General features: G+C 31.8%; 16 protein-coding genes. 4 read left to right on the forward strand and 12 right to left on the reverse strand.

Annotation, left to right across the window (positions count from 1 at the left end):
- Positions 1 to 16: 16 nt before the first annotated feature.
- The 7 genes from WN975_RS02675 to WN975_RS02705 all read right to left on the reverse strand — a co-directional run bounded on the left by WN975_RS02675 (position 17) and on the right by WN975_RS02705 (position 7,247).
- Complete coding sequence (locus tag WN975_RS02675; RefSeq protein ID WP_337965094.1) at positions 17 to 454, reverse strand: hypothetical protein; 438 nt, start codon at positions 452 to 454, stop codon at positions 17 to 19.
- Positions 455 to 469: 15 nt separating this feature from the next.
- The gene (locus WN975_RS02680) at positions 470 to 814 is read right to left on the reverse strand and encodes a hypothetical protein (protein WP_337965095.1); all 345 of its coding nucleotides are present in this window, start codon (positions 812 to 814) and stop codon (positions 470 to 472) included.
- 205 nt (positions 815 to 1,019) lie between these two features.
- Positions 1,020 to 1,508 carry a hypothetical protein gene (locus WN975_RS02685; RefSeq protein ID WP_337965096.1) on the reverse strand — a complete coding sequence of 163 codons (489 nt, stop codon included), beginning with the start codon at positions 1,506 to 1,508 and terminating at the stop codon, positions 1,020 to 1,022.
- Positions 1,509 to 1,563: 55 nt separating this feature from the next.
- The gene (locus WN975_RS02690) at positions 1,564 to 2,058 is read right to left on the reverse strand and encodes a hypothetical protein (RefSeq protein ID WP_337965097.1); all 495 of its coding nucleotides are present in this window, start codon (positions 2,056 to 2,058) and stop codon (positions 1,564 to 1,566) included.
- 26 nt (positions 2,059 to 2,084) lie between these two features.
- The gene (locus WN975_RS02695) at positions 2,085 to 3,533 is read right to left on the reverse strand and encodes a hypothetical protein (RefSeq protein WP_337965098.1); all 1,449 of its coding nucleotides are present in this window, start codon (positions 3,531 to 3,533) and stop codon (positions 2,085 to 2,087) included.
- Between the two features lie 310 nt (positions 3,534 to 3,843).
- Complete coding sequence (locus WN975_RS02700; RefSeq protein ID WP_337965099.1) at positions 3,844 to 5,571, reverse strand: M14 family metallopeptidase; 1,728 nt, start codon at positions 5,569 to 5,571, stop codon at positions 3,844 to 3,846.
- A gap of 263 nt (positions 5,572 to 5,834) precedes the next feature.
- Positions 5,835 to 7,247 (reverse strand): PLP-dependent aminotransferase family protein, encoded by a 1,413-nt coding sequence (locus WN975_RS02705; RefSeq protein ID WP_337965100.1) that lies wholly within the window; start codon positions 7,245 to 7,247, stop codon positions 5,835 to 5,837.
- Between the two features lie 100 nt (positions 7,248 to 7,347).
- Between WN975_RS02705 and WN975_RS02710 the strand changes: the two genes are divergently transcribed.
- From WN975_RS02710 to WN975_RS02725, 4 genes are all read left to right on the forward strand, one after another.
- Positions 7,348 to 7,806 carry a cupin domain-containing protein gene (locus WN975_RS02710; RefSeq protein ID WP_337965101.1) on the forward strand — a complete coding sequence of 153 codons (459 nt, stop codon included), beginning with the start codon at positions 7,348 to 7,350 and terminating at the stop codon, positions 7,804 to 7,806.
- Positions 7,807 to 7,823: 17 nt separating this feature from the next.
- On the forward strand, positions 7,824 to 8,705 hold the full coding sequence (locus WN975_RS02715; RefSeq protein WP_337965102.1) for a dihydrodipicolinate synthase family protein: 882 nt from the start codon (positions 7,824 to 7,826) through the stop codon (positions 8,703 to 8,705).
- Positions 8,706 to 8,928: 223 nt separating this feature from the next.
- Positions 8,929 to 10,278, forward strand: a complete 1,350-nt coding sequence (locus WN975_RS02720) for a DEAD/DEAH box helicase (protein ID WP_337965103.1) — start codon at positions 8,929 to 8,931, stop codon at positions 10,276 to 10,278.
- Between the two features lie 346 nt (positions 10,279 to 10,624).
- Positions 10,625 to 11,071 carry a hypothetical protein gene (locus WN975_RS02725; RefSeq protein ID WP_337965104.1) on the forward strand — a complete coding sequence of 149 codons (447 nt, stop codon included), beginning with the start codon at positions 10,625 to 10,627 and terminating at the stop codon, positions 11,069 to 11,071.
- A 226-nt stretch (positions 11,072 to 11,297) separates the two neighbouring features.
- Here the strand turns inward: WN975_RS02725 and WN975_RS02730 are convergent, their stop codons facing one another.
- The 5 genes from WN975_RS02730 to WN975_RS02750 form a co-directional block, all read right to left on the reverse strand.
- Positions 11,298 to 11,876, reverse strand: coding sequence for a PhnA domain-containing protein (locus tag WN975_RS02730; protein ID WP_337965105.1), 579 nt, complete (start codon positions 11,874 to 11,876; stop codon positions 11,298 to 11,300).
- Between the two features lie 94 nt (positions 11,877 to 11,970).
- Positions 11,971 to 12,117 carry a hypothetical protein gene (locus WN975_RS02735; protein WP_337965106.1) on the reverse strand — a complete coding sequence of 49 codons (147 nt, stop codon included), beginning with the start codon at positions 12,115 to 12,117 and terminating at the stop codon, positions 11,971 to 11,973.
- Positions 12,104 to 12,688, reverse strand: coding sequence for a zeta toxin family protein (locus WN975_RS02740; RefSeq protein ID WP_337965107.1), 585 nt, complete (start codon positions 12,686 to 12,688; stop codon positions 12,104 to 12,106). Before WN975_RS02740 ends, WN975_RS02735 begins: the two co-directional genes overlap by 14 nt.
- 45 nt (positions 12,689 to 12,733) lie before the next feature.
- Positions 12,734 to 13,192, reverse strand: a complete 459-nt coding sequence (gene coaD, locus WN975_RS02745) for a pantetheine-phosphate adenylyltransferase (RefSeq protein ID WP_302095492.1) — start codon at positions 13,190 to 13,192, stop codon at positions 12,734 to 12,736.
- A gap of 149 nt (positions 13,193 to 13,341) precedes the next feature.
- Positions 13,342 to 14,313, reverse strand: a complete 972-nt coding sequence (locus WN975_RS02750) for a D-alanine--D-alanine ligase (RefSeq protein ID WP_099711747.1) — start codon at positions 14,311 to 14,313, stop codon at positions 13,342 to 13,344.
- Between the last annotated feature and the right edge of the window lie 22 nt (positions 14,314 to 14,335).

Consider the following 14,335-nt stretch of genomic DNA (forward strand, 5'->3'; position numbering starts at 1 on the left):
ACTACGATTGATTTAGTTATTTGAAATTATCTCCATGAAAAAACATATATCTACTTTGAAATTCTAATCTCATTTTTAGAAATTCTGTCTCAATAAGTTTATTAAAAACACTATCACTTATATTTTTATAATTAGAAGGAAGTATCAGTTTAAGATTCAGTTTAAACTTATTATTGAATGTGTCTCTGATTGCTATCAATTTATGACGATCTTTATATCTGTTTCTTTGAAAATAATCTTCAAGTTTTAATTCTATTTTATTTAAACTATCATATCTTTTTTTGTAAAAACTATTTTCAAGTGATAGACTGACAAAGTAACTTTCTTGTGATTTAATTATTGTTTTTAGATCTTTATTGTAATTGTCTAATTCGGAATAAAGAAGTTTTTTTTCATCATTATTTTTACAAGATGAGAATAAAATAAAAACTATAATCCATTTAAATAAATTCATATTAAGAGTTGTTATTTAATCATTTAAACTTTTCAAATGCTTGATATAATTATCCAGTAAACTTTGAATTTGGCGCGCTGCAACAGGATTTGCAGAGTGAACATTGAATTTTAGATTTTCTAAATCAAGTCCAGATTCATAAACCAGCCATTTTGCTGCGGCGTAACCATCTTCGGCAATATTATCATTTTCATCTAATCCTAAATCATTGTCAAAACTAATCAATTCAGGAAGTCCGTTTTCGAGTATAACTTTTTTAAAATCATCAAAATTCCGAACTATAACAAAATCATCGTCAGTTAAGTTTTTGTAAACCATTTTTACATCTCTAATATCATCAAGAAAAAGCTTGTATTTCATTATTTATGTTTCGTTAGACGATAATTGTTAATATTTCAACTTTGTCAAAGTTTAAAACTTTGACAAAGTTCTTTACGTAAAGCTTTGCGATCTTTGTGTTTTTCAACTCAATCAAAAGCAATAAAACTTTGCGAGCCTTGCGGTTAATTAAGTTCATCAAGAAAAAGCTTGTATTTCATTATTTATATTTCGTTTGATGGAATTGTTAATCAACGTATTTTTTTACGTTATCGAGTTGTTCAATATTTCCCTTAAAATTTAAAGTAATTTCAATTTTGGCAGTCACAATAACTTTTTGCGAAGAATGGAAACAAATTTTATTTCCACGGAATTCTTTTTTTTCGATAAAATAAACTCTTTCTACTCCGGGTTGTTTTCTATTGTTTTCGGTTTTAGAAATCTGAATTATAGATTGGTTTTGAGTGATTAAACCATTTAAAATAGAGTTTCTCAACAATATTAATAATGCATCATCAAGGAGAATTATATTAGAAGTGTAATCTTTCCAGCTAAAAGAAGTCTTAGTTTTACTGTAAATTTCGGTTGGAATATTTTTAATTTCGATAAAATCTTTACCGCCAATTTGATTAAAAAGAAGTTTGCGTCGGCTTTTATAATATAAGTGTATCAGGTATCTACTAAAAATTAGAAATGAAAACATGAAAAGAATAGTTGTAATTATGCTTGAAATCATTTTTAATTTATGGTATTATTGAGCGTTATTTACCTGATTATTTGCTGTTAATTTTTTATTTAAATTTATCAAGAGTATCATCAACTAAATGTTGGACTTCTAAAAAGTTATTAGCAAGTTTTAAAACTTCTTCCTGCAGATTTTCTAAGTCAAATTTTATCCAGCCTTCCATTAAAGTCAAAGGACCATGATTTACGCTAACATTTTGCCAGTTGTTTTCATAATCTTTAAAACTTTCTCTAAATACCTCAGCAAATTTTCGGCTTTGTATTTTATAACCGCTGAGTTTTCTAAGTTTTAAAGCATGAATATTGTACATGATTTTTTGCTTTTGCAAAGTCGAATCATTTACCCAAACCGAAAAGAAAATTCGTGATTCGGCAGTTAATGGTTCCTGAGAATTACTTGCCCAAGACTTTTTATACAGTTTTATAAAAACAGAATCCAAATAAACCCCAATTGAAACTTCAATTGATTTTGTACTCAATAATTTTGAATCAAGCTGATCAACTATTTTTTGAAAATTTTCAAGATAAAAAGAAGTATCCATAACTAACTAGAAATTAAACCTGATTTTTATTCCTTAATTTGTCCTTGCAATTGAAATAATCCTGTTAATTGCATTCCAATTGTAAGATTTTCAAAATTCATATTTTGTTTATTTACAAACATTTCAATTGTAAAGAAATCAGGATAATCTTCGTTAGTTATTAGTCTTACTTTCAAAATAAAACCTTCATATTTTCTATTATCCATTACCTCAATTTCTCTAAAGTCTTCGAGTACACCTATAAAATCGAAACAACCAAATTCAGACAGTTCCTTATTGGGCATATACATCGTGAAGTTTTCGCTAAAATTTGGACCATCCGGAGTATTTGATTCTGAAATAATAGAAATCTCTAAATGATAAATTAGCCCGCTCAACTCAATGTTTAGTTTTTTATTGGTTTTGTATTTTTCTTTATTTAGAGCGTAATCTGTCGCAAAATAAGTCAGTCCAAAAGTATCTCTTCCATTTCCTGTGATAACCGCTTCAAGATTATTTATATTTTCCCATTCGTTAATTTGCTTATTTTCAACATCTATAAAAATATCAGTTTTAAGTAAAGGATACGTTGTACGGGTTTCATCATTAGTTGTTTTGACACCTCTAAAGATAATATTGTCGAAGTTAATCTCTGAAATTAAAACCTCATCGTTTGATTTTACTGTTTCCTGAATAAAAACATACGCAGCATTATGAATAAGGAAATTTTTACCGTCTTCCTCGCTTAATCGGTCAAAACCAAAAATTCCTGCCCACATATCGCCAACATTTCCATTATTGACTTTTTTTATTTTTAAACCAATTTCATTTTCAGTAATTGGTGATTCGATCGTTACTCTCTCTTGAAAATAATCTTTATCTTCTTTTAATTGCGTATTTAAAATGAAGTTATTTTGTTCTGGCGAAAAACCGGAAATACCTTGAAAAACAATATGATCATCTTCAAATGAATATCTCAAACCTAGAAATCCACTCAAATCTGATGTTTTATATTTTATAGAAATTGCATTAAAGTCACCATTTTTCTTCGCAATTTCATGGTCATTATTATCCTTAAACCTGGAATGGTAATAGATGGTATAAGATTTTATTGTTTTTTCGCTGAGTCTTTTTTCAAATTCAATTTCCATATCCGAAATCACTTCTTCAATTGAACGATTGTAGCTCATATCTTTTGCGATATAGAGATAACCTATTATTTGGCCATCTGTTTTTTCATAAGCTGCAATTGGAGAATAATTATTCTGTATTTGCATTCCCATAAACCGAACGATATATTCACTGTAAATTTTGATAAAATCAAAGATTTTATCGGAGTTTTCGATACTTACATTATTTAGTTTCTCAGCATATATTTCATTCAGAGACTTTCCGCTGTGTTTAATTGTAGAAACTGGATTTTCTTCAGTCTCAAGTATTTTATTATCAATTATTTCAGCTTTTTTATTTTTCTTTAAGAAGTCAAAAATCCCCATTTTAGTATGTTTTAATTAGTGATAGTTTTTCTGAATGTAATTAACTATTTCGTTGCGTTATCGATCTTTGTCAAAGTTCAAAACTTTGACAAAGATTTTACCGTACAGCTTTGCGATTAATTACGTTTTCAAATGTAAATGATTTAACTAACACAATATTACGTGAAGACGTAAAGGAATAGTAAACTTAATCTTTGTCAAAGTTCAAAACTTTGACAAAGATCTAGACGTATAGCTTTGCGATCTTAGCGTTTTTCAACTCAATCAAAATAAAAAAACTTAGCGAACTTTGCGGTTAAATTATTCCTATTTACAAAACACGATAAATAGGATATTGCAAATGCGCCTTTTCATAATAAACCGAATGTTTGTAAATCCAATCTAATTGTGCTGGAGCATTTTTAGCAAATTCAGCATCAGATTGTTTTTTTGATTCTAATTCGGCTGTTAAAGTTGGATTTTCTTTAAGAAGTTTTGCGGCTGTATCTTCAAAAATATACTCAGAATAATGCTCTTTTTGCTGTAAAATAGGATCGAAGAAATTCCAGTTAAAGAAAGAATCAACACCTTCAGGTTCAAAAGCTTCAACTAAGTATTTTACTCCTTTTTGATTTGTTGAAACCAGATAATCACCTTTGGCAAAAGCCAATTTTACAATTTTAGAATTTATATTGGTATTATAATGCAAATAATGTCCTTCGTAAGCATTTGGAACTGTTTTGTAATCACGGATTTTATAGCTTTCAACTTCGATAATAGTATCATTTTTAAGTTGAGAATAAGCGATGTTATTATTCTTCAAAAGGTCAATAATATTCCAATAACCACGCGGAATGATATAAGCGGACGGAATAACAACCTCTTTTTGCGATTTGAATTCTTTGATATAAGGAACGTCTTTTTTATACGGTTTGCTTCGGTCATAATACAAACGGTTTCCTGTCGTGGCGTCGCTTTTTTTGTATCCGGCTTCATATCCAAGAAATGTAAATTTAGTAGCTTTTGTGCTGTCCAATTCCCATTTTAAAGTATAAGACTTTTTAGGCTGATATTGTTCCAGATTTTTAACTCGAAGTTCTTTGATTTTCTGATAATTAGCGTCCGTAAAATCCAAAGTCGATTTTGTGTATTCGTAAGTCATTTTTACACGTTCGGCATATTTTTTTAGCATATGGGTTTCAACCACAAAACCAATCGTGTTAAACAACGAAGTATATCCTGTTGTATATCTTGGACTGTCTACAAATTGCCCAAAACCTTTGTCTGGAGTATCTTTAAAAGAATCTACATAAGGCGTAGTTTCGATTTTCTTTTGTTGTAAATCTTTGACCAAAGCCGGCATCATTTCGGTATTCATAAAATCTCCCAAAACGGTTCCTAATTTATTATGTTGTGTCATAATATACGTCAGTTTGTATTGATAATCAGATCCGTTACTAACGTGATTGTCAATAAAAACATCAGGATTTATTTTCTGAAAAATCTCGACAAAACTCTTTGTATTTCGAGTGTCCGATTTCATCAAATCGCGATTCAAATCATAATTTCTGGCATTTCCTCTAAAACCGTAAACTTCCGGACCATCCTGATTTGCTCTCGTAGTCGAATTTCGATTTAAAGCTCCGCCAATATTGTAAACCGGAATAGTTACTAAAACGGTGTTTTTTGGCACTTTTAGTTTTCCAATTGCGAGATCTCTGTAGAATTGCATTGTAGCGTCGATTCCGTCAGGCTCTCCGGCGTGGATTCCGTTATTGATAAAAAGTACTGCTTTATTTTTCTGAATTTTATCGAAATCAAACTCCTTTTCGGGATTATAAACCACCATATGCAAAGGTTCACCGGAATCTGTTAAACCCATTTCCTTGATTTGAATCGTCGGAAAATCATTGGCTAAAAGTTTATAATACTTGATAGTTTCTTCATACGAAGCGGATTGGTTTCCGTTTCCTTTTTCAAAAAAAGTATCGTATTTTTTATTGTTTTGAGCGAAAAGGGTTATCGTAAAAAGTGAAATGACAATTGTGAAAAGTCTCATGGTTTGGGTTTTTTAATAGAAGAATCAAATATAGAAAATTTAGTTACAGCTTGAAATGCGATAATACTTTGTGCGTAGATTTTACCGCAAAGGGGCAAAGTTTTTTTGCTGTTGATTGTGCTTATAAACGCAAAGTTCGCAAAGCTTTGTGAATATAGCTTTGCGAACTTTGCGTAAAAACTTTGCCCCTTTGCGGTAAAAATTCAAAGTTGCTCTACTCGCATTTCAACTTCAAACAAAGAAAACCTAAAACAAATTATCCATCACAAATATTTACCAAGTTCAATAATTCCTTCTTCGATTTGTTTTTCAGTCAGAGAAGCATAACCAAGTCTGAATCCTGATATTGGTTGATTAAAACTAAATTTTTCCGGTGTCATTATCTTTATTCCTTTTAGGAGAAGTTTATCGGCAATTTCAAAAATATCTATATCTGAATTTGGAACAATCCAAAAAGCCAAACCGCCTTCAGGTTTTATAAAAGTGGTTTTGTCTTTTAGATATTTAGTACAAATTGTTTCAAAATAATCTCGTTTGGCTTTATAAATAAGCGTCGTTCTTTTGAGATGTCTTTTTATTTCGCCTTCGTTTATGAGTTGCAAAACGGCTTCTTCCATAATATTGTCGCCTTGTACATCGATCATTTTTCTGTGTTTACCAACTTTCAAAATAGTTTCGGAATTACTGACCAAATATCCAATTCGTAAAGCTGGCGCAACGATTTTGCTTAAAGTTCCAATATAAACAGTGTTCTTGGCATTGCTGTAACTCGAAATAGGTAAAATTGGTCGTTGCCCAAAATGAAATTCATTATCATAATCATCTTCAATAATCGTGAAACCATATTGATTGGACAATTCTATAAGTTTCAATCTTCTTTTTAAACTGAGTGTGACAGTCGTTGGAAATTGATGATGCGGCGTTACATAAATGGCTTTTATATTATTGAATTTCTTCAAATATTCCTCAACTTCATCTATCAACAAACCATCTTTATCAACATTTACAGGAAGTAATTTTGCGCCTGCATTTTCAAAAGTTTCCCAAGCCGGTTTATATCCAGGATTTTCAATCATTACATAATCGCCTTTCGATAATAAACAACTTGCGGTCAAATACATTGCCATTTGACTCCCGCGTGTAATGCAAATTTCGTCTGGAGTAATATTCATTCCTCTTTTAAAATTCAGCATTTGAACAATGGCTTTTCTGAATTCCAAATTTCCAAATTCAGTACTATAACCCATAATTTGCCAACGTGATTTCCGATTAAAAATCTGTCTGTAAGCTCTTGCCAATTCATTCATAGGAGCAATTCGGCTGTCTGGAATTCCGTCATCAAAAACAATTAATGGTTTTGGTTCTTCTTTGGTATTATTTGTTTTTTGTTGCTGTTTTATGCTTTTTGTGGCAATTGGTAAAATGTCGGCTACGAAAGTTCCTTTTCTTTCCATTGTTATTAGCCAACCTTCGGCGATGAGAACATCGAGCGCTTCAATAACGGTGTTTCGATTTACTTTTAATAATTCTGCAAGTTGTCGGCTTCCGGGCAAAGCGTTTCCGCTGTTGAGCATTCCGGTTTTGATAGCGTCAATAATGGCGTCAGCAATTTGCAGATAAATTGCTTTATCAGAATTGGTATTTAATTGAATCTCTAATTTCCAAGGTCTTAACATCTGGACTATTTATTTATATGAAAACTGTGTTAGTTGAGTAGTCCAAAGTTAAAATAATTTTGGAGAGCAATACTGCAGAAAATTAAAATTTATAAAACTTATGGAAACTAAAAAACAATTTTCATCAAAAGACTTTCATGAAACTTTTGCCCGACCAACTTTTGTAATGCCGGAAAAGCTAATTCACAAAAATGTGGAACAAGCCGGAGAACACAATCAATTTTCGACAGAGCGAAAACATCCGGTTTTCTTCGTTGATCTTCCAAGTAAAAATGTGAGTATGACTATTGGCGGTTTATTACCGGATCAATTGACAAATAAACATCGTCATACTTATGAAACCGTTATTTATGTCATTGAAGGACATGGTTATACCGAAATTGAAGATATAAAAGTAGAGTGGAAGGCAGGTGACGCAGTTTATATTCCGAGTTGGGCATGGCACAGACATCAGAATTTAAGCAGTTCAGAATCGGCTAAATATATTGCTTGCGAAAATGCACCTCAGCTTCAAAATTTGGGCGTTGCATTGCGAGAAGAAGAAGGTAGAGATCTTTAATTTAAACTGGAAACAAAATGAAAAATAACCTATTTAAAGGCATTATTGCTTATCCTATAACGCCATTTGATAAAGACGAAAAAGTCGATATCGAATTGTACAAAACATTATTAGAAAGATTGATTGTTTCCGGTTCTCATGCCGTTGCGCCATTAGGAAGTACGGGCGTAATGCCTTATTTAACAGACGAAGAAAAAGAAGCGATAATAATAGCAACAATCGATCAGGTTAAAGGCAGAGTTCCGGTTTTGGTTGGTGTCTCCAATTTAACAACGGAGAAAACAATTTATCACGCAAAATTTGCAGAAAAAGCGGGTGCAAATGCCGTAATGATTATCCCGATGAGTTACTGGAAACTGACTGATGACGAAATTGTAGCACATTTTACTGCTGTTGCCAATCAAATTTCGATTCCTATAATGGCGTATAATAATCCTGCAACTGGCGGAGTAGATATGTCGCCGGCTTTATTAAAACGACTTTTGGAAATTCCGAATATAACGATGATCAAAGAAAGTACGGGAGATGTACAAAGAATGCATTATTTAAGAAGAGAATTGGGCGATGATGTAGCATTTTATAACGGTTCAAATCCGCTGGCATTGGCTGCATTTTCTGCGGGAGCTTCTGGTTGGTGTACGGCAGCTCCAAATTTAATTCCCAAGCTGAATTTAGATTTATATGACGCAATTCAAAACAATGATTTGGATGAAGCTCAAAAGGTATTTTATAAACAATTGAACCTTTTAAAGTTTATCGTAAATAAAGGTTTACCAAGAGCGATTAAAGCCGGTTTAGAAATTCAGGGAATAAAGGGAGGTTTTTTGCGAAGTCCGTTAAAACCGCTGACAGAATCTGAAATAGCTGAATTTAAATTGATTTTAAAGGAAGTAGAATAATAATGTATTGAGGTTTTTACCGCAAAGTGCACAAAGATTTACGCAAAGTTCGCAAAGTATATAAAAATAGCTTTGCGGGCTTTGCGTTTTTCAACACAATCAAAAATAAAAAAACCTTTGCGAGCTTTGCGTTAAAATGTCAAAGTTGCTCTATTCTCATTTCAACGTGAAACCTGAAACAAACAAAACCTGAAACAATCAGTATTTTGACTACTTTTGCAAAATGAATAAAAAACACCATTCCAATAACATACTTTCGAATTTAGGAATTGAGAGCCTAAACGAAATGCAAGAAGTAGCGCAAGATGCTATTTTAAACGATAACAATGTTTTGCTGCTTTCTCCAACAGGATCAGGAAAAACATTGGCTTTTTTACTGCCTGTTTTAGAATTATTACAACCTGAGATTCTTTCGGTTCAATGTTTAATTTTAGTGCCTTCGCGCGAATTAGGTTTGCAAATTGAGCAGGTTTGGAAAAAAATGGGAACGCAATACAAAGTAAATATTTGCTACGGAGGTCACTCTATTGATACTGAAATCAAGAATTTGAGTAATCCGCCTGCGGTTTTAATTGGAACTCCTGGAAGAATTGCAGATCATATTGACAGAGATACTTTTCGCACAGATAAAATTCAGACTTTGATTCTGGATGAATTTGATAAGTCATTGCAATTGGGTTTTCATGAGCAAATGTCTTATATCATTGGAAAATTAACGAAGCTGAACAAACGCGTTTTAGTTTCGGCAACTTCAGATATTGAAATTCCAAGATACACAAGAGTTGTTAATCCTACTGTTTTGGATTTTATTCCTGAGGAAGAAGAAAAAGCAAATCTTTCGATGAAAATGGTTGTTTCTCCAAGCAAGGATAAATTGGAAAGTTTATTCAATTTGATTTGTTCGTTGAAATCACAATCGGCTATTATCTTTTGTAATCATCGTGATGCTGCAGAAAGAATTAGTGATACTTTAAACGAAAAAGGAATTTACGCAACCTATTATCATGGCGGAATGGATCAGGATGAGCGTGAGCGTGCTTTGATTCAGTTTAGAAACGGAAGTATGAGTTACTTAATCACAACTGATTTGGCGGCTCGTGGATTGGATATTCCGGAAATGAAACACGTTATTCATTATCATTTGCCTCTAAAAGAAGACGAATTTACGCATCGTAATGGTCGTACAGCTCGTATGCAAGCTTCTGGAACTGCTTATATTATCATTCACGAAAGTGAAAAAAAACTGGATTATATTGACTACGGAATGGAAGTTCTAAAAGTTGATAATGCTACAACTTTACCAAAGCCACCAGAATATCAAACTATATATATTAGTGGTGGAAAGAAAACAAAACTGAACAAAATTGATATTGTTGGTTTCTTTTCTCAAAAAGGAAAATTGGAGAAAGGTGATTTAGGTTTAATCGAAGTAAAAGATTTTATTTCGTTTGCCGCTGTAAGATTCAATAAGGTAAAAGACTTGCTTAAAAATATCAAAGACGAAAAAATGAAAGGCAAGAAATTCAAAATCGAAGTTGCCAGAAAAGTGGTGAAGAAAGAGGAGGAAAGATAGTTTTTTGTTTCAGGTTCTCTCTGGTTTATCGTTTTGTACGGACTTTTTTGTCAAAATTGTAAACTTTGATAGAATTTAGAAGGGAGATTTGTAGTAAAATTTCGTTAATTTCGATACGTTTTTACATTTTTTCAATCCCAAATTTAAGTCTTTATTGTATTCGGTTTGATGAGTTAAATGTTGTTTAATTTGTTGAATTTCAGTATTTTGTTTGTTTGTAGTGTTGTGCTTAGGCTAATTTTAAACAACAATATTAATTGAATGTTGATAAATTAATGATTAAGGTTTTAATTTATCATAAATTCTACGTTTCTTGTGGTGGTAAATAATAAACCCCAAATTAATTATGAAAAGAATTATTACGATTGCTATTTTGTTGTTTAGTGTTGTGTCTTTTGCACAAATTAAAGTTATTGAAACTGTACCAGTTGAAAAATTAGGAAAAGTAAATAACAACTATATTCAGAAAATTGGAGATGAGTATACTGTATACTACACAAGTATTCAAAATGATGATGAATCTTCTTCTTTGAGAAAGTTTACATTTAAAAATGTTAATAATGATTATACTAATCTTTATAACATTATTGTAAATGGTTTTACTGCAAATCCATTATACGATATCAAATTAGAATTACCTAATAATTATATTTGGTTGCACTACACAGGAAGTGTTATTCCTGAGAAAGCTACAGTTCAGTTTATGGTTGGATCTAAAGATGCTTCTTCTGCAACAAGCAGTGTTTCTGAGCCATTTGTAAAAGATCAGATCAATAAATTATTCCAAAAATAAATTTTAGTTTCAGGTTTTATTTGTTTCAAGTTTAAAACCTTATTTAATGAAACTTAAGATATAAAAAAAGGCTATTCAGATTTTGAATAGCCTTTTTTGTTTTGTTTCAAGTTTGAAAATTTTGTTTCAAGTTTCAGGTTTTCTTTGTTTCAAGTTTTTGATCTTTGACAAAGATTATAAAAACTTAGTAGCTTAGAATCTTAGTAACTTAGAACCTAAAAAAAGATTAAATCTTTTTGACATATTGCGTGATAATCACAATTTGCTGACCGTCTACTTTTCCTTCAATATATTCAGCGTTTTCGTGGTCTAAACGAATGTTACGCACAGCAGTTCCTTGTTTGGCAACCATACTGGAACCTTTTACTTTTAAATCTTTGATTAAAACTACAGAATCTCCGTGTTCTAAAATTACTCCGTTACTGTCACGGTGAATGATTTTGTTTTCATCATCTTCGCCTTCGCCAGTTGCTTGTGCCCATGCCAGAGTATCTTCGTCTAAATACATCATGTCAAGTAATTCCTGAGGCCATCCTGCAGCACGCATACGGCTTAACCTTCTCCATGCGACAACTTGTACGGCTACATTCTCATTCCACATGCTGTCATTAAGACATCTCCAGTGATTTAAATCGACATTGTCCGGGTTTTCAATTTGGTCAATACAAGTACTGCACGCCATTATACTTTCGTCAAGTCCGCCTTTTTGAGTTGGTAATACCTGATATACTTTTAGGTTTTCCTCAGCTCCACAAAGTTCGCATTTAGATCCGCTACGTTTGTTTAATTCTCTTTCGATGCTCATTATGATTGTTTATTTAAAAATGCGAAATTACTTATAATTTGCTTCGCTTGCAAGTTTATGTTTTGGGCAATAATAGAAAAAAAAGTAATACTTGTTAAGGCTTTATTCGGACTATTTTGCCGTCCTTAAGAATAACTAATTCGCTATTCATTTTCTTTTTGAAATCGATTAATTTATCATAAACTTTGTCCATTCCTTCCAAAATTTTTGTTTGGTTTTCTGTTCTTTTATGCGTTTTCATGATAATATTGTTTTAGTATATTGAATTTTACATCATTTAAAATATTCAGGTCAGTGTCCAAAGTTTTTTCGGCAATCAATTCGGGTTTTCCAGCCGAATTATCAAAAATCATTGCTTCATCAACTATTGAAAGATAAATTTCAAATAAGTTTTTTATTCCATTTCTGTATCTTCTGCGAATAACATCTTTTTCGATATTATGACCACCTTCAGAAACTCTTGTTTTGACTCTTTCAATTGCTAAATCAACGTTTTGTAACCAAAAGAAAAGAAGAGTGACTGTGTAATCCTTTTTTTGTGCTTTAATTACTTTTGATTTGTAGCTTTTAGTTGCTAAAGTAGTTTCAAAAGCAAAATCTTCATTCAAAATAAAAAGTTCATTTATTCTATTGAGCATTATTCTTCCTGCTTCAAATGAAACTCTTTCAGGTTGAAAAGGAGACAAACCTTTTGCTATTTCATCAGCATTTACAAATTCTTTACAATTTAGAATTTCTGGTAAAATTGTAAAAGAAGCAGTAGTTTTCCCAGCTCCGTTACAACCTGCGATTATATAAAGATTTTTATTCATTTAAGACAAAGGTAGTTAATTGATGTTGTAAAATGAATTTGTTGTTTACTTCTTCACCCTAACCGCATCAGGAACCAACATTTCATATTCACCGCCATTTCGTAATACATCACGAACTATGCTTGAACTTATGTATGAAGTTTTTGCTGCAGTTAATAAAAATACAGTTTCAATTTTCGAAAGTTTTCTGTTAGTATGGGCAATTGCTTTTTCGAATTCGAAATCTGCGGGATTGCGTAAACCTCTTAAAATGAAGTTGGCTTTTAGTTTTTTTGCCAAATCTATTGTCAAACCTTCATAAGTGATAACCGAAATTTTTGGTTCGTCTTTGAAGGTTTCTTCAATAAAACGCTTTCTTTCTTCTAAGGAAAACATGTATTTTTTTTCGGCATTGACACCAATTGCAATTACGATTTCATCAAAAAGTGAAATTCCTCTTTTGATAATATCTTCGTGACCTAAAGTAATTGGGTCAAATGATCCTGGAAATATGGCTTTTCGCATTTCTATTAAAGATTCTGAGGTTCTGAGATACTAAGATTCTAAGTTTTTTTAGATTCTGAAACTCGGAACGACAATTTTTATTATTTAAATTTTTCTCAAAAAATAAGGTGCTAAAATCTCAGAATCTTAGCACCTCAGTATCTTAGTAACTAGGCCAAAGCCAACTCAATCGCGTTTGTGAATAAATCTTCCAGAGATATTCCGGCCGCGTGCGCTTGTTGCGGAATCAGACTTTCGGTTGTTAATCCCGGAATTGTATTCATTTCCAACATGTGCGGTTCGTTGTTTACGATGATGAATTCGCTTCTTGAGAAACCTTTCATTTTTAAAACTTCGTAGGCTCTTTTTGCAGTTTCACTTACTTTTTGAGTCAGTTCGTCAGAAATTCTTGCTGGTGTAATTTCTTGTGATTTTCCTTCGTATTTCGCTTCGTAATCAAAGAAATCATTGTCTGAAACAATTTCGGTGATTGGTAAAACTTTGATTTCGCCTTTGTAATTAATTACTCCAACAGAAACTTCAGTTCCGTCAAGGAAACTTTCAATGATGATTTCGTTATCTTCTTTATAAGCAACTTCAATTGCGATTGGCAATTCTGCTTCAGTTTTTACTTTTGAGATTCCAAAGCTTGATCCGGCTTTGTTTGGTTTTACGAAACATGGCAAACCTACTTTTTTAACGATTTCGGCAGTATTGATAACGTCACCTTTGTTTAAGTAATAAGAAATTGCCGTTTTGATTCCGTATGGTTTTAAAACCGATAATAAATCACGTTTGTTGAATGTCAATGCTGCTTGATAATAATCGCAAGATGATTGAGGAATACCTAATAATTCAAAATAAGCTTGCATTAAACCATCTTCTCCAGGAGTTCCGTGAATGGCATTGAAAACACAATCGAAAGTGATTTTTTCTCCGTTTACCGTCACAGAAAAATCATTTTTATCAATTGGAAATTCTGCATCATTTTGATCTACATAAACCCATTTTTCTTTAAAGATATGAATGCGGAATCCGTTGTATTTTGTTTTGTCAAGATATTGGTGAACGACGTTTCCTGAAATAAGAGAAATTTTATATTCACTTGAATATCCGCCCATGATGATGGCTATGTTTTTCATTGATTTGATGTTTAATCGTTTA

It is taken from the genome of uncultured Flavobacterium sp. (assembly GCF_951805225.1).
Classification (GTDB): domain Bacteria; phylum Bacteroidota; class Bacteroidia; order Flavobacteriales; family Flavobacteriaceae; genus Flavobacterium.

What these genes read in the sequence shown, in the direction of transcription:
- WN975_RS02695 (WP_337965098.1), bottom strand. Translation starts at nt 3,533, where the DNA reads ATGGGGATTTTTGACTTCTTAAAGAAAAATAAAAAAGCTGAAATAATT.
- WN975_RS02735 (WP_337965106.1), bottom strand. Translation starts at nt 12,117, where the DNA reads ATGAAAACGCATAAAAGAACAGAAAACCAAACAAAAATTTTGGAAGGA.
- WN975_RS02705 (WP_337965100.1), bottom strand. Translation starts at nt 7,247, where the DNA reads ATGTTAAGACCTTGGAAATTAGAGATTCAATTAAATACCAATTCTGAT.
- WN975_RS02680 (WP_337965095.1), bottom strand. Translation starts at nt 814, where the DNA reads ATGAAATACAAGCTTTTTCTTGATGATATTAGAGATGTAAAAATGGTT.
- WN975_RS02740 (WP_337965107.1), bottom strand. Translation starts at nt 12,688, where the DNA reads ATGAATAAAAATCTTTATATAATCGCAGGTTGTAACGGAGCTGGGAAA.
- WN975_RS02750 (WP_099711747.1), bottom strand. Translation starts at nt 14,313, where the DNA reads ATGAAAAACATAGCCATCATCATGGGCGGATATTCAAGTGAATATAAA.
- WN975_RS02690 (WP_337965097.1), bottom strand. Translation starts at nt 2,058, where the DNA reads ATGGATACTTCTTTTTATCTTGAAAATTTTCAAAAAATAGTTGATCAG.
- WN975_RS02700 (WP_337965099.1), bottom strand. Translation starts at nt 5,571, where the DNA reads ATGAGACTTTTCACAATTGTCATTTCACTTTTTACGATAACCCTTTTC.
- WN975_RS02710 (WP_337965101.1), top strand. Translation starts at nt 7,348, where the DNA reads ATGGAAACTAAAAAACAATTTTCATCAAAAGACTTTCATGAAACTTTT.
- WN975_RS02720 (WP_337965103.1), top strand. Translation starts at nt 8,929, where the DNA reads ATGAATAAAAAACACCATTCCAATAACATACTTTCGAATTTAGGAATT.
- WN975_RS02715 (WP_337965102.1), top strand. Translation starts at nt 7,824, where the DNA reads ATGAAAAATAACCTATTTAAAGGCATTATTGCTTATCCTATAACGCCA.
- WN975_RS02675 (WP_337965094.1), bottom strand. Translation starts at nt 454, where the DNA reads ATGAATTTATTTAAATGGATTATAGTTTTTATTTTATTCTCATCTTGT.
- coaD (WP_302095492.1), bottom strand. Translation starts at nt 13,192, where the DNA reads ATGCGAAAAGCCATATTTCCAGGATCATTTGACCCAATTACTTTAGGT.
- WN975_RS02730 (WP_337965105.1), bottom strand. Translation starts at nt 11,876, where the DNA reads ATGAGCATCGAAAGAGAATTAAACAAACGTAGCGGATCTAAATGCGAA.
- WN975_RS02725 (WP_337965104.1), top strand. Translation starts at nt 10,625, where the DNA reads ATGAAAAGAATTATTACGATTGCTATTTTGTTGTTTAGTGTTGTGTCT.
- WN975_RS02685 (WP_337965096.1), bottom strand. Translation starts at nt 1,508, where the DNA reads ATGATTTCAAGCATAATTACAACTATTCTTTTCATGTTTTCATTTCTA.